Source organism: Hyphomicrobium sp. ghe19, assembly GCF_902712875.1.
Classification (GTDB): Bacteria; Pseudomonadota; Alphaproteobacteria; order Rhizobiales; family Hyphomicrobiaceae; genus Hyphomicrobium_B.
The window spans coordinates 602,464-621,627 of the sequence record NZ_LR743509.1; the positions used below are offsets into that span (position 1 = coordinate 602,464).

The window sequence follows — 19,164 nt, forward strand, 5'->3', positions numbered from 1 at the left end:
GCGGGGCTGCTTCAGCCGTTGCGACTCGACGTTGTGCCAGACGGCTCGGCATGAATCCTCGGCTCGGCCGCCTGAGCGATTTCATAAGCCCTGCTCGTCACCGCGTTGAGAGACTTCTCAACTTCGCGCCGCTTGCGTTCGATCTCGTTTTCATCGGCATCGGGTGCGACGAAAATCGGATCGCCGGCGACAAGGGCGAGTTTGGAGAATGGAAGATTGATCGTCATCCGGCTCCAGGAATTGAGCACGATGAATCTCGAGGTGGCGGCCGCGACGGGAATGATCGGGCGGCCGGAGAGGCGAGCCAAAGTAACAATGCCATTGCCTGCGTGGCGTGGCCGGGATGGAGGAACGTCCGCCGTCATCGCGACGATGGTGCCCTCTTCGAGTGCTCGCACAGCTGCGCGAAGCGCGTATGCGCCGCCGCGATCCCTTTTTCGGTGACCTGCACCGGCGCCACGAATTGCCGAGATGCCGAATTTGCTCAAAAAGTGCGCCACGATCTCACCGTCGCCGTGACGCGCGACCATCGCCGCCACGGCGTACTCGCGTGTGTTGAGATCAGCCAGCATCATGAATTGCCCGTGCCACATCGCCATGATGAAGGGCGCCTCGGCGCGCAGATCATCGAAAAAAGTGGAGGGCTGGTAGACGGGGCGCGACGTCTTTTTAACCGCGTTGATCAATCCGGCTACGATGCGGCCAGCGATCCCCGCCAGAATCTTATTTTTTTTCGATACACGGGTCATTTGGTTTTAACCGGCGTGATGCGTTGGGAGATTTGGCCGCGAGTAGACGAGCCTCGCGTCATCCGAAGGTAGCGAATTCATGCGAGGACGCAATTGTCCCCCGGTCGGCAACAGTTGCAAGTGTCGGGATAAAACTTTCGAGCAACAATGCTCACTTCGACAACGCTTCAGCCGAGCATTTCGATGCCGAAGCTTATGAGCACCGCGAGCGTTGTCGAGGCGACGACGCAGATCAAAGCTATGAAAACATAGTATCCGTCGGAGGCTTGATGCTTGACCTCGTCGAACCGGATTTTTCCTGCATGCTTTGGCATACTGAAACTCGAAGTAGTTGCGGCCTCGTAACGAACTCGGCCACATAAAGCTCCCGTCAGGTACATTCAAGTTGGGTGCGACCGAATTGCCCGAATGCGTGCGGCACATATTCAAGCATTGGGCATGGCGGTGTCGTTGCTCGCCCGTGGTCGACTAACGTGATCGGCGGTAACCAATCTCACGGCGACGTTCATCCGAAATTCAGAAGCAAAATCAGAAGAAAAGCAGGCGCGGCATGGAGTTCAGCATGCTCGCGCGAAGCATTTTACGGGGTGACGCAATGGAAAAATTTCGCGTGGTCGTGTGGTGTCAGTCATGCCGTGGCGACGATGAGGGATGCTTTGGCGGAGGGGCTGGATTGCTCGATGGCGCGTTCGAGTCGTGGGAGGATGCCGACAAGGCCGGTGTTCGCTACTGCGCCGAGCTGCCGTACCAATATCGTATCGTCCACACCGGATCGTTGCAGATTTTTACGCCCGCATCAGATCACTTTGCTGGCTCAATGCCTCTTTGAGCGTTTGCTGGGCCATCTGCAATTTGCGGATCATATCTTCGTAATCAACTGCAGACTCGAGCGCTTCGGCAATAAGATAGTCGGCCTGCTCGAGTTTGGCTTCGAGGCGCGCGATGCGGGACCGCGCATCGAAAAGCTCCGCTGGCTGATTATTGCTTACTGCAATGCTTTCATAGGTCATCGCCTGCTCCCAGTCGACGTTCTGGCGCATGTTCGATACGCAACGCGTCAAGGACATGAGGGTTCCTCGACTCCGCTGCGGAACCGCCGAACACGTCGATCAGGATCGTAGCGGGCGGTTGCAACGAACCGCCGCGCCCACGAGGTAATCGCGAGGGTGTCTCAAGCTGCTTGGTTCAACACAGCGGCGCGAAATTTCGATATGTCGCGCTCGCCTCTATCGGCAATGGCGCAGAGACGCTGGACGACATCATCAGTCGAAAGTTCCGGGCGGTGGCTTCGCGCCTCGGTAAGAATTTTATTGATAATGTGCGCGAGGTTTTTCAATTCGTCCGAGCTGTAACAAGTGTTCTGCATGTTATTCCTATGCCAACGGGATGCCGGCTCGTCCGCACCGAGCCGACACCCTACGAGCGGGGCTGATGCCACGCTCCGGGCCAAAAACGCGTTTAATGACTGGTGGTTCCCGCATGCGCGTTTTCGCGCGCCGAGTGGCTGTCCGGCCGCATCGGCTGTGGCAGCCGCAGCGCAGCGCCAAGGTATCGCGCATCTTGGGCTTGACCATCCGTACCCAAATCAGATTGCTTATCGGATGCCGACAGCAGCGTATGTGCTGAGTAGTTGTTGCCCATGAATCTACATGGCAATCTCTACCCCGAGGTTTGATCGGCAGCTGACAGAGCCGCGCCGTCCCCAAATGGTTCTGTCCATGAGCGATAAGCTCAAAGAAGAGAGCGGCTTAAATGTCCGCTCTCTTTTTCTTTGTGCGGATCATGCAGGCGCTGCCGAGGAACCACGTACAAGCAGCGCCGTTATTCTCCTGAGGAACGTTTGGAGGATAACGCCATGGCGTTAGACCAAAACCGCGATTTTATAGATGTCGCAGACGAAGCTATCGCGCGACGCGATGCGCGACGCGTGATCTTCGTTGGGGTACTTGCCTTGTTCGTTCTCGGCGTCGTGCTTTTCTCGGTGTTGATGTACGGCCGGATCCTTACCGATGACGCGGGCATTGTTTCGGCATTCCCAGCCACGTCGGTGGCGCTCGACGGACCGACACATAGCAAGCATTAGCCGAGGAGATCTACTCATCATGGCTTTGTGGAGCGAAGGCCGAGGGCTAGGTGAAGTCGTTCGCAGAACCGACAACACGTTGAACGTTCTTCTCGCGTTGCTGTTGGTGGCGTTCGCATTGTCGGCGGCAAGTTATTATTATGGCCAAATGAATCCGAGGGTTGCGCCCGCGACGATCAATGCCCCGGCTCCGGCGCCCGCGGCTCGCGCAGATGCGGTTCATCCTTATACAACTGAACCGGCGCCTTGATACGAGTCCGGCGTCGATAAGTGCGGCGGGTCCGTGAACGGATGTTCAGCTTAAATACATTCTCGTAAGCGCACACATTTTGCGAATTTTCGCGTTAGAGGTCTCCTTGTTTCTAAGCAATGGAGACACCCAATGAGAAAAGTCGTGTTCGGATTTATTGCAATCAGCAGCACGTTGATCGCGACGTCGGCGTTGGCCGAGCCAGCTTTCCCGACGGGGGCGCCGGCCGCTCAATCCATGGTTCAAAAAGCCGACTATTATCGCTGGCATCGCCGTTGGCACGGCGGTCCACGGTTCTATGGTGGTCCTGGATGGGGCTATGGATACGGTGGTTGCTACGGTGCTCGACATCTCTGTGCCGATCGTTGGGGGTGGGGCGGCCCCGGATTCCGGCGCTGCATGTGGCGTCACGGCTGCTAATAGCGGTCCGCAAATTTGAATCGGGAGGTCGGGAGAGCTTTTCCTCCCGGCCTTTTTTAATGCGTCGTCTGAAGTTTTGTATTCACGCTACCAAGAAAATATCTTCAGCCGTTTTTCGCGGATGATCGAGCGCCTCGATGGCAATCGAAATGCAATTTGTTTTTCCTCGATTTATCGTGTGCGGCGCGTCATGGACAGCGGCCCAAAGGTGAGCGCCGGTGAACTCAATGTTCAGCGCGATCTCCGGTTTTCAATCCTCTTTCTGAAGTGTCGTTAGAGTCTCTCTGCTTCCAAGTGAAGGAGAGGCGTGATGAGAAAAATTGTGTTCGGGTGTATCGCATTCAGCAGCAGCGTTATCGCGACGGCCGTAATCGCCGCGCCGAAAATTCCAGCTGCTCCAGCTGCTCAATCGATGGTTCAGCAGGTTCAAAAGTTCGGCTGGCCTGACCGTCCGGGTGGACCCGGTCCTGAACCAGGGCCGGGATGGGCTGCAGCAGGTGGCAACTCTTGCGATGAGGCGCAGCAAATCTGTGCTGAGCAATGGATTCCCGGTGGCGGGCCGTACAACGTCTGCATGGCATCGCGCGGCTGCCAATAGGTGGCAAATCGAAAATTGAATTTCGGGGCCGGGAGGGTTCGCCTTTCCGGCCCTTTCCTCTGGTTGCTGCCGATAACTTCCGCCGGCGGATGATGTCTGCTCCGCGCTCGACTTGATGCTAGAAGTGCCGCGGAGTGCGGATCAAAGGAGAGCGACTGTGAACCCGATGTTCAGCTTGGAAGCCGGGAACTTCATGCTCCCTCCGGTGCGCCGTTAGAGTCGTCCTGCTTTCAAGCAATGGAGACGCGCAATGAGAAAAATTGTGTTCGGGTTTATTGCGTTTAGCAGCAGCGCGATCGCGACGGTTGCAGTCGCAGAGCCGAGGCTCACGACGGCCCCTGCGGTCTCGCCAATGATTCAACAGGCGCAGGGAGGTCCGCCGCCTCCGCCGCCGGGTGTCGGACCACCACCTCCTCCTCCGGGCGGTCCTGCATGGGGATGCGATTCCGTGCAGCAAATGTGCACCAATCAATGGGGCATGGGCGGCTTCTGGTTCAATCGATGCATGTGGCTAAGGGGGTGCTGATCGGTGCGCCAGCTGAAGGGGTGTTTCGCGGCCGGGAGGTGAAATCTTCCCGGCCGTTTTCTCGGGGGATGCTTGTAACATATCATCCGTAAGCTGATGATGTGCGGGACATCAGGTGCCGAGAGAAACGCGAGGCAGCGGATAAATATTTTGCATCACGAGACGCTTCGACGTTTCGCGCGTGCATGTGCTAGAAATGATGGGGTTACGTTGGAGGGGTTGCTGCCATGCTTGAGGATATCAAGATGGTTTTGGCACTGGGGGTGCCATTCGTTCTAGGGATCTATTTGATTTCTCTTCTGCGCAACGACTCGGTGAGAAGGAAGCGAAAGGCCAAATAGCAGGCCAGCCTTTCGCTCCGTGTGGCCTATTGCTTTTGCTGGGTGGTCAGCTCGTTCCACTTGTCTCCGAGCTGTTTCTTGAGATCGTCAACCTTCTTGGAAGCCTCATCCGTCTTGGCCGTGAACGCGGCGCGGGCAGCGGTGTAATCGGCATCCGGAAGTTCGAACTCCGTCATGAACGGGCAGCCCCCGTGACTGAGATTCGGCGCGGCGTAGCGAACGCGAGTCGTCGCCGGTGCAGCGCCCGGACCGACTTTCATGATAACTGCATCCTTTTCCAGATGGCACTTGTCGCCCTTCGCAAGCTTCTTCATGTCGACGGTGACGAACTTGCCGCCTTCGTTGAGCAGGGTGACGTCCATCGCACTCGGCATAAATGCCAACTCGATGCCGGCGTCAGCGTCAGCCGCGTGCGCCGAGAACGGAAGTGCAACTGCGGCAACAGCTATCAGTATTTGCTTGGTAAGAAATTTCATGGGCGGCGATCCTCTATATCGTTCATCAGTGCAAAGCGGTAACGCGTCGGGACAACTGCTTTGGGCAGTTCATATGTCGAGAATATGTACATTCATCCTACGCCCGGAAATATATCAGGCCGGATGGATTAAGTCGTGGATCGCCGCAATTGCGTTGCCTACGCAATCGTGCCAATGGGCGAGATACACGGAACAGGGGTTGCGGCATGTGCCCGCGACGCAGATCGATTCTGGTCACCTGCCGACTGCACCCCGCTGCAACTGCTCTTCCTCGTGAAATTTCCGGCTGCGAGGAGCGATATCATCCTCGGGCTGAACCAGACGATCATGGCGGCTCTCGCGATGCCGGCAATCGCCGCACTCGTCGGCCCGCTTGGTCTTGGCCAGGACGTCTACATCGCGCTCAGCAAGGCAGATTCGGGGGTGGGGCTGCCCGTGGGCCTGAGCATCGCGATGATTGCGATGATATCGGATCGCTTCATGCGGCGGATGGCGGTGCGATGATGGGCAGCATGAAGCAGCCTCAAGATGATGGCGTGGTTCATCGTGCCGATTGGGTAGTGCTTTCGCGTCGCGCGGGGCCGCCAAAATCGAAGCACTCGGCAATCGCATCGCGGGCCCGGTCCTGGAACGTAGTCTCGCTACGCTGTGCTGTACACGGGAGCAGCTCGTCGATGCGAGCCGTAGTGAGTATCAGCCAAGAAAGTTAGGACGGGTCGCCGTTAACGCTGTCGGCGAGTTGCTTGGTCGTCTGTTGGACGAAGATATAGCGGCCGCCTACGAAGCTAATTTTCGTTCCCGACCGGCCCGATTGATCGGCCTTCTCGAATACTTCAACGTTGTCGAAATTGACGTTGATAGCCTCGCCGGTGGCCAAGTCAGTGCATTCGAGAAATTTCGGCACGGGAACTCCGGCGGTCTAATCCGGCTTCACGACTTTGAAGTCGATCGCTTGGCCGGCTTAACGGCGCGATCGGCGATGCTCTTAGTTGCGACGCGCGTTTTCTTGACGGGCGGCGGTTCGAGAGCTTCGCGTGCGAGACGTTCGGCACGCAGCCGTTGCGTCTTGGTCTGAACAGCGAGCCGCTCGGATTCGCGATCCTGCACGGCCTGAATGGCTTCGCGCTGGCGACGGAGCTTCGCTTCAGCAACTCTCGATTTTGCAGCTTCGCGATCGCGTTCGGGCTTCATTGCATCAATTGCCGTTTGATGCTGGACGGGCTTCGGATAGTTCCACATGAGCTCTAAATGGGGGTTCGGGGTCCATTGTGCAATCCCAAACTGTCTCGCGGCTCTCGCGAAAGGTCCGAATCCGCCCCGTTTCAATTGGATCGCCGTTAGCGCATAGTTCGTTTCAAGGTGCGCGGAGACATCTCCCACCGCGCTCGAGCCGTAGCAAAAGCGCTCCACGATAGGATGACTTCAAAGTGAGCCCCGAGGTGGGGCGGAGCGGGGCTAAGCCCATCGCTTTGCTTCGATATTCGGTCAGGACACCCTGGCAGAAGATGCCTATAACCCTACCTTCGTATCGACTTCGCCGAGGCTCTGTGCCCGGTCGCGTTCATAATGAAGGAAGCTGAGGACGGATAATGATTCAGTGGAAGCCTGTCGGAGAATACATCGAGCCCAATTGGGTCAAACTGGGAACGGCGTTGCCGCCGACACTTTTTTGGCGTCCCAAGCACGGGGCCATCCTCGGCTATATCCGGGACGGCGAACTCTTCGACGCGAAGTGGCTCTATGTTTGCGACAGCAACAAAGTGACGGACTTCTCCGCCATCAATGCGCCGGGCGACAACATCATCGATCTGGATGCTCATCGAACTCCAGCGTGATTGGTGAGCGGCTCGTTTGAGCATTAGACAATTGCCATGTGCGCCGGCCGTTTTGTTCGGGCCGGCGCGGCGCGCCATTCGACTTAAAAAATAAAAAAGGTAGCTATGCGCGCCACAACCGCGCAAGGTCATTCGATCATCGGCAAATTTCCGCCGGCGTCGATGGCTGAGAGATGCTCGTGCTCCCGCCTGCCCATGGAGGAAGCCATGTACGCCCGACCCCCGTTCACTCCCGACCAATTCGCACTTTGCTATCGTGCATATGCCGCGGCGTTACTCGACATTCAAAATCAACCGGATGAGCCGAACGGGGCGCCGCTGGCCGACAGCATGTGCCTTATGCTCGCCCTGCGCGTCATAGAGGCGTCGGCGAACGGCGTGCGCGATCTTTCGGGTCTCAAGCGGCACGCGCTTGCCGACTTGGCCCAGCATTGAGCGCGACGAGGCAAGTCACATCAGGGATTATTCGATGAAGCTTAGGGTTGGTTGCGAGTTGAACTATATGTTCCCTCAGGCGACCCCCGCCATTTTAATGCTCAATATCCACTACACACGCGTTTCCGACCTCGCGATGCCTGACAACATCATCGTCAGTCCGTCGGTGCCGGTCTCCGGTTACCGCGATGGGTTCGGCAATTGGTGCAGCCGGATCGTCGCCCCTGCGGGACGTGTACGGATTTCGACGGATGCAATTGTGAGCGATTCCGGTCTGCCCGATCCGGTGATGGCCAATGCGTGGCAGGTTCCGGTCGAAGAGCTTCCTGAAGAGGCGCTTGTTTTCCTTCTCGCCAGCCGTTTCTGCGACAGCGACCGGCTGCTGGATTTAGCCTGGAGCCTATTTGGTCACGCGACGCCGGGGTGGGGGCGCGTGCAGGCGATCTGCGATTTCGTGCATAACCACATCGCGTTTGGTTACGAGCATGCGCGCGTCACGAGGACGGCTTCGGAAGCCTATGAAGAACGCCGGGGTGTGTGCCGCGACTACGCACACTTGGCGGTCGCGTTCTGCCGGGCATTGAACATTCCGGCCCGATATTGCACCGGCTACCTCGGTGACGTGGGTATGCCGCCGCCTTACCCGCCCGGAGATTTCGCGGCTTGGTTCGAGGTTTATCTCGGCAATCATTGGTACACGTTCGATCCACGGAACAATGTTCCTCGCATCGGCCGGGTACTTGTCGCACGCGGACGCGACGCGGCAGACGTTGCGATGACGACAACATTCGGACCCAATACGCTTGAAGGTTTCCGTGTGTGGACGGATGAAATCACGGACAGCGCGTTGCTGCCGGCTTGAATTGAGACCTCTGTTGGCGGTCGCGATTAGGTTTTCGGGCGATAGGGTGCTAAAAGAGTATCCATCGTGACAGATGCGTCGCGCCAGTCGCTGGTGCCTTTGCCTGCCGTTTCTTCGCTCAGTGGAATCGAAGCGAATTCTCCGCCGCGAACTTGCCTAATCGAAGTGTCGCAGAAGGCCGTCGAAGGCATGTCCTTCATCGGCTAAGGGCGCGCGCAATCCACCACCGAATTGGCGTCGCGTGCTGCGTTACGTGTCGCGACAAATCGTTGAATTTTAATGCGCTGGTCTCAAATCGGATCGGGCGCGAGATTGAGGTAAGAAATGTCCAACCCTAGAGTGTCCATCCCGAAATTCAGAGTGGGGCAGACGGTCGATTTTTCTCCGTCGCTGCGAGGGCTCGCGGCGTCGGCGAGGCTGTACAAGGTTACGCGCGTTCTTCCGACCGACGGGCGCGAGCGCCAATACCGGATCAAGACGATCGCTGAAGCGTTCGAGCGCGTTGCCCGCGAGAGCGAGCTGCTATCAGCGTCCGCCGTATGAGGTCGGCGCGGTTGAGGCTGCAACTGCCGACGGGGCGGCATCCGCCGTTAAACAAAAAGTATCTGCACCTCAAACAAGGATGACTTGACCGCCGGAAGCTCCAAGCACAGACTTTCCAGTGTGACAGCTCCTGAACCCTCACCTCAGTCCCCGGCCAGCCACACGCTTCTGGCGATGCTCGGCTTGTGCACTGTTGTGCTGGTTGCAGGCGCCCTCTCGCTTGCACAGTCGGTATTCGCACCACTGGCTTTTGCTCTCTTCATCATGGCGATCGCGTGGCCGCTGCAGAAGGGTCTGCAGACTCGTGTTCCGCAGCTCATCGCTCTCGCATTGACCATGGCGGCCACCATTCTCGTGGTGTTCGTTTTCGCGTCACTGGTCGGCTGGGCAACGGCTCGCGTTGCCCGTTTCGTTGCCAGCGACGCCGAACGCCTGCATTCGCTTTATCGCTCGGTTGCCGGATGGCTCGAAAGTCATGGCATTGAGCTTTCCGGGCTGTGGGCGAATTATTTCAACGTCGACCAACTGATCCGCGTCGCCCAGCAGGTCACTGCGGGCCTCAATACGGCTGTCAGCTTCTCGGTCATCGTCTTCATCTATGTTTTGCTGGGCCTCTTAGAGGTGGACGATGCACGCGTTAAACTTCAGGGCTGGAAGCACGGAAAAATTGGCGAAGTGCTGCTTACCGGCGGCGCAAAGACCGCCGTCAAGCTGCGGCGGTACATGCTCGTGCGGACGCTGATGAGCGTCGTCACGGGTCTGCTGGTGTGGGCGTTCGCATCGCTGGCGGGGCTGCCGCTTGCGCCGGAATGGGGCGTCATCGCATTCGCGCTGAACTTCATCCCGTTCATAGGTCCGTTTATCGCGACTATGTTCCCGACGGTATTTGCCATGGCGCAGTTCGAATCTTGGCAGATGACGGTTCTCGTATTCGCCTGCCTCAACGTCATTCAATTCGTGGTGGGCAGTTATCTGGAGCCGCGGTTCGTCGGCAACGCATTGTCGATTTCGCCCTTTGTGGTTTTGTTCGCGGTCTTTTTCTGGACCTTTCTTTGGGGTCTGGCCGGAGCCTTCATCGGCGTTCCTATCGTGATCGCTCTTCTCACGCTTTGCGAGGAGCATCCGTCGACGCAATGGATTGCCGACCTTTTCGGAGCGCCTCGAACTAATTGGGGGTAGGCGCCGCGACCGTCAGATCATTGTCTGCCTTGAGATCGATGCGCTCGGGCTCGAGCAATGCGAGATTGCCGTCGGCGCCAATGCAGAGATTGTGAAGATAGAAATAGGTATCCCGGTCATTGGTCACGTCCATCACGGGCGATGGCGCCGAGACGATGACGAGGCCGCCGCACAAGCCGATCCAGTCGATATGGCGATGGCCGTGCATGATGATCGCTTTGCCTGATAGTCGCTGCAGGCGGCGTACGAACCAGGTTCCGTTGACGAGCGCGGTGCCGATACGTTCGGACATTGCCTTCGCGGCCGTCGGATATTCGACCATGTGATGGTGGAGCGCGAGTATCCAACGGGCGTTTGGAAATTGCGCGGTGACCTTCTCGATGGCGCGCGTCTGCTCCTGCGTTACCAAGCCGAGTGCGTTTGTGAATGAGAAATGCGTTTCAGCGGTTGAATCGAGAAGTATCACGCCGATCCCATCGTCGTTTTCCGGAGGGAGCACCATGGGAAACGCCTCAGGCCATAGTCCCGCGAGACCCCACGACAGGCGCACAGTTCCCCTGTCTGAGAATTCGGCGATCTTTTCGGCGTGAGGCTCAAGAAATTCTTCCAGCGTTGCGCCAAGTTTTCCTGTTGCATCATCGACGACGTGCACGCGATTGCCTTGCAGACTCGCCATCGTCGAGAGCGCCCGCATCTCACGCAGTCGCCGCTTGGGGCTCGTCGGCAAATCCAGGCGGGCAGGATTGGCGCGGTCCACGACGTTGAGGTCGTGATTACCGGGGAGGATAACCGTCAACGCCGCCAAATGCGGGTAAGGTGACAACGCGTCGATGAATTCCGCCCATTCCGGAGAGCGTCCTGCATCCGTGATGTCTCCGGTGATCAAGATGATATCGAGGGGGCGTTCTCGATGTTCCGCGTCGAGCTTTTCGAGCGTTTGCTTCAGGCGTTCGTTGCCTCTCGGACCAGAACGTCCGCCCTCGATGCGAAAGCCGAATCTTTCCCCAACGACATGAATGTCGGACAGATGCGCCACACGCCAAATTCGTCCTGTAGCAGGCGTTGGTGGATAGCGCGGAAGATCGCGCGGCTGCGGCATGATGGTGTCCGCCAGGCCCCAAACCAATCCAGCAACGGCCAGATAGGCGGCGACGATGACGACACTGTTGTGAAGCGCGATGTGCGCAAGATTTGATGGGGACGAGAGATCGGCCAGCGATCCGATCCAGCGCGTGCCGGGCCAAGCGAGCGCGATAATCCATAGCGACGCAGCGCAAATCAACAGGCCCGCTACGGCGGCGCTGACGGCGCGTGCGATATCGCGCGAGCGTTGATCGACATTGGCCGGCAGAAAGCGCTCCGCAAGTTGGCGCAGCGCTTCGCGCGATAACGCATAGGCAGGTTGAACAGCGAGCGCATTCAATGACCAGAAGTTCGCCTCGATGAGGCGCCACAGCGGCTTGCCGCCAAACCATCCAATGACAATAAGGATTGCCAAAAGGATGGGAGCCAACAGGCCCGTATAAATTTCGGCCGCTTTCGACGAGACGGAACTGATCCAGATCGACGCGAGCAGCGGCCCCGCTCCGAGCAGTAAAGCCGGCAAGACAATCAAAATTACCCACGCGGCGACGAGCTTCGGCAAGCTTATTTCGGCCAATAGACTTCCGGCCAAAGAAATCAGCGTGCGCCGTTTGGTGCTTGATGCGTCATCCTCGACATCACCCTGACGCGGGTCGACGATCGGGAGCATTGCGTCTTGCCTCCTATGCAACTGGATCGGCTGGTTGGCGGGTGACGAGGAGCCCATCAGAATGTTCCAAACGCCGAACCCAGAACAATCACTGCAGCCAAGGCAATGATTGCGCCGACGATTGCGACCATGACGATGTCAAAATAGCTTTCGCGATGCGTCGTTCCGCAGACGGCGAGAAGCGATACGACCGCGCCGTTGTGCGGCAGGCTGTCGAGTGTTCCTGAGCCTATCACGGCGACGCGGTGCAGAAGCGCCGGATCAATCCCGTGTTGTGCGGCGAGAGCCATATAGGTCGGGCCGAGCGCATCGAGCGCAATCGTCAAGCCGCCCGACGCCGATCCGGTCAATGCGGAAAGAATGTTGGTGGCGACGGCGAGGGAGACGAGCGGACCGCCACCGATCGATAGAACCCAGTCTCGTACGATCGCAAAGGCTGGCAGCGCCGCCACGACCGCGCCAAAGCCCACAAGGCTTGCGACGCTGAAAGCCGGCAAGACGGACGCGTTGGCTCCGGCGTCCACGCTCTCGCGAAGGGCCGGCAGTCGTTTCCGGTTGATCAAGACGAGCGTCAAAATCGCGGTGAAGAGCGCGACGACCACGGCCCACACACCGCCAACGGCTGAAAGAGATGTCGAACCCCACCGGGGATCCGCCAAGAAAGCGGCGTTCAAGCGCGGCAGGACCAACATCGACATTAGAAAATTGACGCTCACGACCACGATCAAAGGCAGCGCTGCCAGGGCAATAGGCGGCAAAGCTTCGCTGCGATGGCCCCGATGGATTTCGGCCGGATCGAATTCTCGAGCGGTCGTTGCGAGTTCGCGCACACGTTCATTAGTCACTGCCGCATCGACGTCCGCGCCCGGAGCGCCGCCGCTTTCATCGGCGCGGCGTGCTGCGGTTTCGGCGCGACGGAGCCACCACAGGCCAAAGCCGAGCATGATGGCGGACGCAATGATGCCAAGGCCGGGAGCGGCGAACGGTGTGGTGCCGAAGAACGGCATCGGGATCGCGTTCTGGATCGCGGGTGTTCCCGGCAACGCGGACATGGTGAAAGTCGAGGTGCCGAGGACGATCGCCGCGGGCATGAGCCGAAGCGGAATTCCAGCGTCATCAAACAACGCTCGGGCCATCGGCGCCAGTACGAAGAACGCTACGAAAAGGCTGACGCCCCCGTAGGTAACGATCGCGCCGGCCAGGACAACAGCGAGTATCGCGCGCTTCGCTCCGAGCTTCTTTGTCATGAAGCCGGAAATGGCAGCGACCGAGCCGCTGTCTTCCATCAGCTTGCCGAAGAGCGCGCCCAGCAGAAAAATCGGGAAGAACTGCGCCAGGAATTGCGCCGCGCTCCCCATGAAGGTTTGCGTCCAGTTGGCGAGCAGCGGTTCTCTCGCGAATGCAGCAGCAATGAGGGCGGCTGCGGGCGCCAGCAAGAGTACGGTCCAGCCACGGAAGGCAAAAAAAACGAGCAGGCCCAGGCCGATCAGGATGCCGAGAAGACCCACAGCGTCATACTCCTTCGAGAAGAGTGTCGAGGTCGAAAGAGGACCGTTGGCCTAAGTTTTTTCCGTCCGTCTCTAGAAATGCTTCCGCCGCGCGGCGCCCTTCATCGCGCAGCATGCACAGAAACTGCCACTCGGCGTTGAGCTTGGAGGAATAGCCGAGCGCGACCATCGCCTCACTTGATATGCGATGAATGCGCATACCGGCCCAAAGTGCGCCCTCGCAGTCGCCCGTATTGGCCACCTGCCGTAAAATTGCAATCATGCGCAATTCCTTCATCAGAACGGAATTGAACGAAACCTCGTTGAGCCGGTTGAGAATATCGCGCGCGGATTGGGGTATTTCAGGACGTTCGATCGGATTGATCTGAATAAGGATCGTATCTTTGGACGTGCATTCGCGGACGAGAGGCGTGATCGTCGGGTTGCCGGAATAGCCGCCGTCCCAATAGCTTTCGCCATTGATATCGACGGCCTGGAACAGCGTCGGCAGGCAAGCGGACGCGAGGAGGACTTCAGGAGAGATATCGGCGTTTCGAAACACGCGGCCCTTACCGGTTCGCACATTGGTCGCGGTGACGAACAGCTTGATATGCGCCTGCGCCAGCCGATTGAAATCAATGTTTTGGAGCAGGATATCGTGAAGCGGATTCGATCCTGACGGGTTCAAGTCGTACGGTGAGAACACGCGAGACATCAGATCCATCGCAACAAAAGCCGGGGAGGTGTCGAGCGTCCAACGTCCGAGCATCACATCGAGAGGCGTTCGCTGAAAGGGGCTGAGCAACGCCGCGTGCGATACGTTGCGCCAATATTTTTCCAACGCGGCGCGCGCTCCCGCGGCGCCACCTTCTGCGTGGCCATCGACGAGAACGGCGGCATTCATGGCGCCGGCAGAGGTACCGGAAATGCCGTCGATATTCAGCCAGCTTTCCTCAAGCAGGCGATCCAGGACTCCCCAGGTAAACGCACCGTGGGATCCGCCGCCCTGCAAGGCGAGGTCGATCGAGCAGGACTCTCGGCCGGTTTTCCGGCGAGCGTTAGAATTTTTAGTCGCCATCGTCGCTCACGTTGGACCCAAAAACTCGTCGCCCGCCTGCCGGACCGCAAGAAACAACTGGCGACGGCGTTATGCCGGGACAGAATTTCTTTCCTGCCGCAAGCGGCCACCGAGCGAGATCCACCACACGCCGTGGAGCATGAGATCGATACCGACCAGAAGACCCAGAACCCACAAGCCGCTCACTGGCCATTGCGCGAGTATGACAAGACCCGCAACGATGCCGACGATGCCGGAGATGAGCAGAAGCGATCCGAACCACTCCCAGTACTGAAAGGCTTGGAAGATGCGTACGAAGCCGGAGGCGATCAGCGATACTGCGAAGACAAGCGTGAGGATGACGGAAGCTCGAGCAGGGTCAGTTATGAGCATCAACCCGCAGATCACGTACAGCAAACCGACGAGAATCCTGAAGGCAAAGCCGCGCCAATGCTGCGCGGAGAAGGCCTGAAACACCTCGGCTACTCCCGCGACGGCGAGCAGGATGCCGATGAGAAAGGCGCTGATAACGGTCGCCGCAACGACATCGCCGAGAACGAAGAGGCCGGCAAAAATGAAGATGGCGCCGACGAGAATAGCGCCCCACCAACTGGGATCTGCCGCTTCCGAACGCGTCTCAAGCATTGGTCTGGCTGTCATGACGAACCTCCCGAACTTCGAAAAAATGGCTGTTGAAACGATGGCCTGTAATCGGCCTCCTCGTTTGGGACGAGGCGCCGATCACAATCGCGATGACGAGGATGAGCTTGGAATTCGTTACTTATCGGTAGCGTTTGGCGAGGTCATTTTAGGCACCTCGTTGCTCATGGAGTTCGTCGCCGGGAGTTTCCCGTCGTCACCCATTCTGTGGGCGGTGCCATCCGTGCCGGTGCTCGAGCCTGTACCGGCGCCCATATCCGGAACGCGGTCGCTGACGGCGCCGCTCGCCGGAAGCTTGCCGCTGTCGCCCATGGTATGAGATGAGCCGGCTGCGGCGGGAGTATCTTCAGCTGTTGCGGGAATAGTCGCCGCGCCCATGAGAAGCGTGGCAGCTGCAGTCGCAAGAATATATTTCATCTTTGGACTCCTTGGTTATTTCTCCAAGTGTCCCCCGTCTATTCCCCAGTATAGAGACGATGCGTTATCCGTCGTGAAGAATAATTTTTTAATGGCTAATAGCGTTAATCCGGGAATCGCCAACTTAGAAGGGATTTTGCGGTTTACGGCGCAGTTGAGAAGTGCCGGGATTCATCACCTCCGCAGCGCAGAGCCTTTTCCGATTGGTACTGTCCGCGATCGCTGCTGCTGAGCATTCGCCTTCAACGGGGTGCAGCCCCTGAGGCCGATTGGCTTGACGAATATCCGAGTGCTGGAGCGGGGAAGGGATTCGAGCCCTCGTATCCGTCACGGGCGGGCCGTCGCCAGCGCACTTTTCGCGTCGTTCCGGACGGCTTCTAGAGCCAGGATCGCATTGTCGACAAAACGATCAATCTCTATTGCTGTCATCAAATGCGGAGAAATGGGTAGATCAGCCACTCGGCTAAGGGCGCTGGATTTCACATAGATTTAGACAAAAGCCGATGTCGGACGGGCGTCGTCATCGCCTGCAGAAAAGTGGAACCCAAAGCGGCCTTTTGTTTCTTCGATTTGCATCTCGGATCTCCCACAATCTAGGGCGGCCAGCGCTACAGCGGAGACGGCCGGTATGCTCAGCGGTCGCCTTTGATGTAATGTTCGAGCTGCTCGATAATGTACTTTTGATCTGCAATGACGCTTTTGACCAAATCGCCTATCGAAACCAATCCGACAAGCGTCGTGTGCTCAAGGACAGGAAGATGGCGAACAGACTTCGCTGTCATGATCGCCATGCACTCTTCGACGGTTTGATCGAGTCGGGTGCAGATGATTGTCGTCGACATGATCTCCCGCACTAGCGTTCTGGGAGAGGTCCGCCCCTTCAACACGATCTTTCGCGCGTAGTCTCGTTCGGTGATGATCCCGGTGAGATTGCCATCGTCGATGACGACTAACGCCCCAATGTGATGCTTCGCCATCATCTCGAGTGCGGTCAGCACGGAAGCGTCTGGATGAATATGATAGACTTCACGCCCTTTCTGTTCGAGCACATCTCTTACGGTTGCCATCTTACGTTACCTCTCGAGATCTTGCGGCAACCATCCACGGGTATCTTAAAAACCTCATCCGTTACGGAGGCTCAAATCCCCCCTCCAGTGACTGCTAGGACTTGCCCTGTCACTCCGGCAGACGCGTCGCTTGCCAGAAACGCAACGGCTTGAGCAACATCATCGCGTCTCGCCCAATGCTTGAGGTCTTTGGGCTTCATTGCGGCGATGTTGGATTCGGTATCTACGAGTCCGGGCGCTACAGCATTGACTCGGATACCCACGTCACGACCTTCGAGTGCGAACGTTCTGGTAAGGGCCTCGATGCCCGCTTTGGCGCAATTGTAGGCGACCATATTGGCCTGAGGCAGTCCGGCACGGGCGAAGTTGATGATGGTTCCACCCCCACTATCCCGCATGCGGATAAAGGCGGCGCGCGAGCATAAAAATGACGACAAAAGATTGTTGCTCATTTCATGCTGCCAGTCGGCCAAGGAGTGCTCTACTGCCGGCTTGTAAACCGTGAGCCCACCCGCCAAGTTCACCAGAATATCGATTCGACCGTATTCCCGAATCGTCTGATCGATCGCCTCGTCCACTTCTTGCTCGTTGGACAGATCGGCGGCCAGCGCCAGAACGCGAGCACCCCTTGAGCGAAGCTCTGCCGCCCGTGCCTCGACATTGGCCCGATTGCGAGCCGAGATTGCGAGACTCGCGCCAAGTTCGGCCAGCGCTTGGCATGCCGCAACCCCGATCTGTCCGCTCTTACTAACCCCCGTGACAAGAGCGATCTTGCCGTTCAACCCGCTCGCCATGGCCATCTCCTGTTACCCCTCTGTCTCTAGATCGGAGTGCAGATTGACAGTCAGTCCTCATGCGGAACGAATGCAACATGAGCGACCTTGCTCTCGACTGATGTCACACCTTCCACGCCCTGTAGCAAACGCACGGCTTCAACGATCATCTGTTCATCCGTCGTTGCTCCCGTGAGCAGCACCTTGCCGCTGAAAACATGCACGTCAAAGCAATTTTGAGTGGAATTGGCGCCGAACTGTCGTTCCACGGCAGTCCGCGCGCGAAGCGAGATGATCTGGTCCATCAGCACGCCGCGGGATCTTGCGGTCTCCTGAAATGTCGAGCTCTCCGCCAGGCGAACGATATGTTCGACGCAATCTGCCACCGGGACCCGCGCGGTATTTAGCACGATCGCATAGAGCGACGGATACTCCCAGTCGACGCCAAAGAGCCTTTGTATTGTTCGATTGTGAGCAGCGTCGCTGCGCTCGATTTCTCGCCGTGCGTTTGCGGCGATCCCAATGCCGAGCCGCTCGATCAGGACACTTTCGCGAAATAGCATCGGCGCGCAGATGCGCACGCATATGACATGCGGAACGGACTTCAGGAGGTAAGTGGCGCCCCAGCCCCTGATCAGGACGTTTCCCTTCGCCGCCAATTCCAGGATTTCTTGAGCCGTATACCGGGACATTCGCTTGCGATCGAGCGTCCACCGCTCAAACAACGACGTCTCGCCTTCGAGAAATCGATGCACCTCGGTTTCCGGCATGCCGGCTCGGTCGGCGATGTCATGCTCGACGATCTCATGGTGAACGATAGCGAGGCCCAATCGATTTGCGAGGCCCGCCGCAACTTCACTTCCGCGCGTCGCCGTTTCGCGCGTCATGGCAATGACAGCCATCGTATCCTCCTTTGCGGCATCGCGTGCCGGAGGATGTGCTTGTGGGCCCGACGGCCCGCCAAGCAACAATGCAGATACTTAGACCTCGCGCTCGCCGCTCAATGGATCCATTCGGAAAATTTTAGGCCGTTGTTTGCGCCCCCGCAACTCGGAGGGAGTGCCGCGCCAGGGTTACTGAAGCTCGGCTCGGGCGGTGTATTGCATCGCGGTAACGCGGGCGCGATCGATCCAATTTTCCGATTCCGGCGTCCCCGTCCTTGAACGCGCTAGACGGTCAATTACTTCAAATACACAGACGCGAATCCCCCTGCTGGGACTCGCGATGTCAACCAGAGGAGGTTGGCAATGGATGCAAGACAAAACATCACAAGCGACTGGCAGGACTCGGTCGACGTCCTGCTCGGAATAGCGTTGTTCGTCTCACCTTGGGCGCTGAACTATGCGACGGAAGGCAACGCAGCACTGAATGCACACATCGTCGGGGCCGTCATCACGTTGTTGGCTCTGGCGGCTCTGTTTGCCTTCCGCGTCTGGGAGGAGTGGATCAGTGCCGTCTTGGGCGCCTGGCTGATCGTAGCGCCGTGGGTGTTGAACTTCAGTGGCCATGCGGTCGCGACGCGTACTAGCCTGGTGATCGGCATCGCCGCCGTCGTGCTCGCGCTGTGGTCGGCGAACGAGCACACATCAGGCCATATGAGCGCCTGAGCATTTTGGGAAATGCCGAATTTGCGGCGCTGACGGCATCGTTCGC

The 19,164-nt window shown here is 58.2% G+C and carries 25 protein-coding genes; 11 read left to right on the forward strand and 14 right to left on the reverse strand.

Annotation, left to right across the window (positions count from 1 at the left end):
- Nucleotides 1-11 precede the first annotated feature (11 nt).
- From AACL53_RS02795 to AACL53_RS02805, 3 genes are all read right to left on the reverse strand, one after another.
- A complete protein-coding gene (locus tag AACL53_RS02795; RefSeq protein WP_339082256.1) occupies nt 12-749 on the reverse strand; it encodes a lysophospholipid acyltransferase family protein in 738 nt (245 codons plus the stop codon).
- 167 nt (nt 750-916) lie between these two features.
- Nucleotides 917-1,063, reverse strand: coding sequence for a hypothetical protein (locus AACL53_RS02800; protein WP_339082258.1), 147 nt, complete (start codon nt 1,061-1,063; stop codon nt 917-919).
- Between the two features lie 471 nt (nt 1,064-1,534).
- Nucleotides 1,535-1,789 carry a hypothetical protein gene (locus AACL53_RS02805; protein WP_339082260.1) on the reverse strand — a complete coding sequence of 85 codons (255 nt, stop codon included), beginning with the start codon at nt 1,787-1,789 and terminating at the stop codon, nt 1,535-1,537.
- 815 nt (nt 1,790-2,604) lie between these two features.
- Here AACL53_RS02805 and AACL53_RS02810 point away from each other — a divergent pair.
- From AACL53_RS02810 to AACL53_RS02825, 4 genes are all read left to right on the forward strand, one after another.
- Nucleotides 2,605-2,832, forward strand: a complete 228-nt coding sequence (locus tag AACL53_RS02810) for a hypothetical protein (RefSeq protein WP_339082262.1) — start codon at nt 2,605-2,607, stop codon at nt 2,830-2,832.
- A 19-nt stretch (nt 2,833-2,851) separates the two neighbouring features.
- The gene (locus tag AACL53_RS02815) at nt 2,852-3,082 is read left to right on the forward strand and encodes a histone deacetylase (RefSeq protein WP_339082264.1); all 231 of its coding nucleotides are present in this window, start codon (nt 2,852-2,854) and stop codon (nt 3,080-3,082) included.
- Between the two features lie 132 nt (nt 3,083-3,214).
- Nucleotides 3,215-3,502, forward strand: coding sequence for a hypothetical protein (locus tag AACL53_RS02820; RefSeq protein ID WP_339082266.1), 288 nt, complete (start codon nt 3,215-3,217; stop codon nt 3,500-3,502).
- 310 nt (nt 3,503-3,812) lie between these two features.
- Nucleotides 3,813-4,100 (forward strand): hypothetical protein, encoded by a 288-nt coding sequence (locus tag AACL53_RS02825; protein ID WP_339082268.1) that lies wholly within the window; start codon nt 3,813-3,815, stop codon nt 4,098-4,100.
- Between the two features lie 893 nt (nt 4,101-4,993).
- Here the strand turns inward: AACL53_RS02825 and AACL53_RS02830 are convergent.
- Nucleotides 4,994-5,443, reverse strand: a complete 450-nt coding sequence (locus AACL53_RS02830) for a hypothetical protein (protein ID WP_339082270.1) — start codon at nt 5,441-5,443, stop codon at nt 4,994-4,996.
- 135 nt (nt 5,444-5,578) lie between these two features.
- Here AACL53_RS02830 and AACL53_RS02835 point away from each other — a divergent pair, with 135 nt between their 5' ends.
- Nucleotides 5,579-5,947, forward strand: a complete 369-nt coding sequence (locus AACL53_RS02835) for a hypothetical protein (protein WP_339082272.1) — start codon at nt 5,579-5,581, stop codon at nt 5,945-5,947.
- Nucleotides 5,948-6,149: 202 nt separating this feature from the next.
- Here the strand turns inward: AACL53_RS02835 and AACL53_RS02840 are convergent, their stop codons facing one another.
- Together AACL53_RS02840 and AACL53_RS02845 are read right to left on the reverse strand one after the other, a co-directional pair.
- Nucleotides 6,150-6,347 carry a hypothetical protein gene (locus AACL53_RS02840; RefSeq protein WP_339082274.1) on the reverse strand — a complete coding sequence of 66 codons (198 nt, stop codon included), beginning with the start codon at nt 6,345-6,347 and terminating at the stop codon, nt 6,150-6,152.
- Nucleotides 6,348-6,373: 26 nt separating this feature from the next.
- Entirely contained in the window at nt 6,374-6,634 is a 261-nt protein-coding gene (locus tag AACL53_RS02845) for a hypothetical protein (RefSeq protein WP_339082276.1), read from the reverse strand.
- Nucleotides 6,635-7,032: 398 nt separating this feature from the next.
- On the opposite strand from AACL53_RS02845, the gene AACL53_RS02850 reads away from it, so the two are divergent.
- The 5 genes from AACL53_RS02850 to AACL53_RS02870 all read left to right on the forward strand — a co-directional run bounded on the left by AACL53_RS02850 (nt 7,033) and on the right by AACL53_RS02870 (nt 10,297).
- Nucleotides 7,033-7,278, forward strand: a complete 246-nt coding sequence (locus AACL53_RS02850; protein ID WP_339082278.1) for a hypothetical protein — start codon at nt 7,033-7,035, stop codon at nt 7,276-7,278.
- Between the two features lie 207 nt (nt 7,279-7,485).
- Nucleotides 7,486-7,713 carry a hypothetical protein gene (locus tag AACL53_RS02855; protein WP_339082280.1) on the forward strand — a complete coding sequence of 76 codons (228 nt, stop codon included), beginning with the start codon at nt 7,486-7,488 and terminating at the stop codon, nt 7,711-7,713.
- Nucleotides 7,714-7,747: 34 nt separating this feature from the next.
- Nucleotides 7,748-8,575, forward strand: a complete 828-nt coding sequence (locus tag AACL53_RS02860; protein ID WP_339082282.1) for a transglutaminase family protein — start codon at nt 7,748-7,750, stop codon at nt 8,573-8,575.
- Nucleotides 8,576-8,899: 324 nt separating this feature from the next.
- Nucleotides 8,900-9,118 (forward strand): hypothetical protein, encoded by a 219-nt coding sequence (locus tag AACL53_RS02865; RefSeq protein WP_339082284.1) that lies wholly within the window; start codon nt 8,900-8,902, stop codon nt 9,116-9,118.
- Between the two features lie 84 nt (nt 9,119-9,202).
- The gene (locus AACL53_RS02870) at nt 9,203-10,297 is read left to right on the forward strand and encodes an AI-2E family transporter (protein WP_339082286.1); all 1,095 of its coding nucleotides are present in this window, start codon (nt 9,203-9,205) and stop codon (nt 10,295-10,297) included.
- Here the strand turns inward: AACL53_RS02870 and AACL53_RS02875 are convergent.
- From AACL53_RS02875 to AACL53_RS02910, 8 genes are all read right to left on the reverse strand, one after another.
- Nucleotides 10,284-12,050, reverse strand: a complete 1,767-nt coding sequence (locus AACL53_RS02875; RefSeq protein WP_339082288.1) for a metallophosphoesterase — start codon at nt 12,048-12,050, stop codon at nt 10,284-10,286. The genes AACL53_RS02870 and AACL53_RS02875 overlap by 14 nt on opposite strands.
- 56 nt (nt 12,051-12,106) lie before the next feature.
- Nucleotides 12,107-13,558: a GntP family permease gene (locus tag AACL53_RS02880; RefSeq protein WP_339082290.1), complete on the reverse strand. Its 1,452-nt coding sequence runs from the start codon at nt 13,556-13,558 to the stop codon at nt 12,107-12,109.
- Between the two features lie 4 nt (nt 13,559-13,562).
- Nucleotides 13,563-14,615, reverse strand: a complete 1,053-nt coding sequence (locus tag AACL53_RS02885) for a patatin-like phospholipase family protein (RefSeq protein ID WP_339082292.1) — start codon at nt 14,613-14,615, stop codon at nt 13,563-13,565.
- A gap of 69 nt (nt 14,616-14,684) precedes the next feature.
- On the reverse strand, nt 14,685-15,254 hold the full coding sequence (locus AACL53_RS02890; protein WP_339082294.1) for an HdeD family acid-resistance protein: 570 nt from the start codon (nt 15,252-15,254) through the stop codon (nt 14,685-14,687).
- Nucleotides 15,255-15,371: 117 nt separating this feature from the next.
- The gene (locus tag AACL53_RS02895) at nt 15,372-15,671 is read right to left on the reverse strand and encodes a hypothetical protein (protein ID WP_339082296.1); all 300 of its coding nucleotides are present in this window, start codon (nt 15,669-15,671) and stop codon (nt 15,372-15,374) included.
- A 632-nt stretch (nt 15,672-16,303) separates the two neighbouring features.
- Complete coding sequence (locus tag AACL53_RS02900; protein ID WP_339082298.1) at nt 16,304-16,738, reverse strand: CBS domain-containing protein; 435 nt, start codon at nt 16,736-16,738, stop codon at nt 16,304-16,306.
- 71 nt (nt 16,739-16,809) lie between these two features.
- Entirely contained in the window at nt 16,810-17,520 is a 711-nt protein-coding gene (locus AACL53_RS02905; RefSeq protein WP_339082300.1) for an SDR family NAD(P)-dependent oxidoreductase, read from the reverse strand.
- Nucleotides 17,521-17,582: 62 nt separating this feature from the next.
- Nucleotides 17,583-18,413, reverse strand: coding sequence for a cytidylate kinase family protein (locus AACL53_RS02910; protein WP_339082303.1), 831 nt, complete (start codon nt 18,411-18,413; stop codon nt 17,583-17,585).
- Nucleotides 18,414-18,758: 345 nt separating this feature from the next.
- On the opposite strand from AACL53_RS02910, the gene AACL53_RS02915 reads away from it, so the two are divergent.
- Nucleotides 18,759-19,118 carry an SPW repeat protein gene (locus tag AACL53_RS02915; protein WP_339082305.1) on the forward strand — a complete coding sequence of 120 codons (360 nt, stop codon included), beginning with the start codon at nt 18,759-18,761 and terminating at the stop codon, nt 19,116-19,118.
- The last annotated feature ends 46 nt before the right edge of the window (nt 19,119-19,164 follow it).

Bases quoted from the DNA above. Each gene is read 5' to 3' on its own strand.
- AACL53_RS02795 (WP_339082256.1), bottom strand. From the start codon at position 749: ATGACCCGTGTATCGAAAAAAAATAAGATTCTGGCGGGGATCGCTGGC.
- AACL53_RS02800 (WP_339082258.1), bottom strand. From the start codon at position 1,063: ATGCCAAAGCATGCAGGAAAAATCCGGTTCGACGAGGTCAAGCATCAA.
- AACL53_RS02805 (WP_339082260.1), bottom strand. From the start codon at position 1,789: ATGCGCCAGAACGTCGACTGGGAGCAGGCGATGACCTATGAAAGCATT.
- AACL53_RS02810 (WP_339082262.1), top strand. From the start codon at position 2,605: ATGGCGTTAGACCAAAACCGCGATTTTATAGATGTCGCAGACGAAGCT.
- AACL53_RS02815 (WP_339082264.1), top strand. From the start codon at position 2,852: ATGGCTTTGTGGAGCGAAGGCCGAGGGCTAGGTGAAGTCGTTCGCAGA.
- AACL53_RS02820 (WP_339082266.1), top strand. From the start codon at position 3,215: ATGAGAAAAGTCGTGTTCGGATTTATTGCAATCAGCAGCACGTTGATC.
- AACL53_RS02825 (WP_339082268.1), top strand. From the start codon at position 3,813: ATGAGAAAAATTGTGTTCGGGTGTATCGCATTCAGCAGCAGCGTTATC.
- AACL53_RS02830 (WP_339082270.1), bottom strand. From the start codon at position 5,443: ATGAAATTTCTTACCAAGCAAATACTGATAGCTGTTGCCGCAGTTGCA.
- AACL53_RS02845 (WP_339082276.1), bottom strand. From the start codon at position 6,634: ATGAAGCCCGAACGCGATCGCGAAGCTGCAAAATCGAGAGTTGCTGAA.
- AACL53_RS02850 (WP_339082278.1), top strand. From the start codon at position 7,033: ATGATTCAGTGGAAGCCTGTCGGAGAATACATCGAGCCCAATTGGGTC.
- AACL53_RS02855 (WP_339082280.1), top strand. From the start codon at position 7,486: ATGTACGCCCGACCCCCGTTCACTCCCGACCAATTCGCACTTTGCTAT.
- AACL53_RS02860 (WP_339082282.1), top strand. From the start codon at position 7,748: ATGAAGCTTAGGGTTGGTTGCGAGTTGAACTATATGTTCCCTCAGGCG.
- AACL53_RS02865 (WP_339082284.1), top strand. From the start codon at position 8,900: ATGTCCAACCCTAGAGTGTCCATCCCGAAATTCAGAGTGGGGCAGACG.
- AACL53_RS02875 (WP_339082288.1), bottom strand. From the start codon at position 12,050: ATGCTCCCGATCGTCGACCCGCGTCAGGGTGATGTCGAGGATGACGCA.
- AACL53_RS02885 (WP_339082292.1), bottom strand. From the start codon at position 14,615: ATGGCGACTAAAAATTCTAACGCTCGCCGGAAAACCGGCCGAGAGTCC.
- AACL53_RS02890 (WP_339082294.1), bottom strand. From the start codon at position 15,254: ATGACAGCCAGACCAATGCTTGAGACGCGTTCGGAAGCGGCAGATCCC.
- AACL53_RS02895 (WP_339082296.1), bottom strand. From the start codon at position 15,671: ATGAAATATATTCTTGCGACTGCAGCTGCCACGCTTCTCATGGGCGCG.
- AACL53_RS02900 (WP_339082298.1), bottom strand. From the start codon at position 16,738: ATGGCAACCGTAAGAGATGTGCTCGAACAGAAAGGGCGTGAAGTCTAT.
- AACL53_RS02910 (WP_339082303.1), bottom strand. From the start codon at position 18,413: ATGGCTGTCATTGCCATGACGCGCGAAACGGCGACGCGCGGAAGTGAA.
- AACL53_RS02915 (WP_339082305.1), top strand. From the start codon at position 18,759: ATGGATGCAAGACAAAACATCACAAGCGACTGGCAGGACTCGGTCGAC.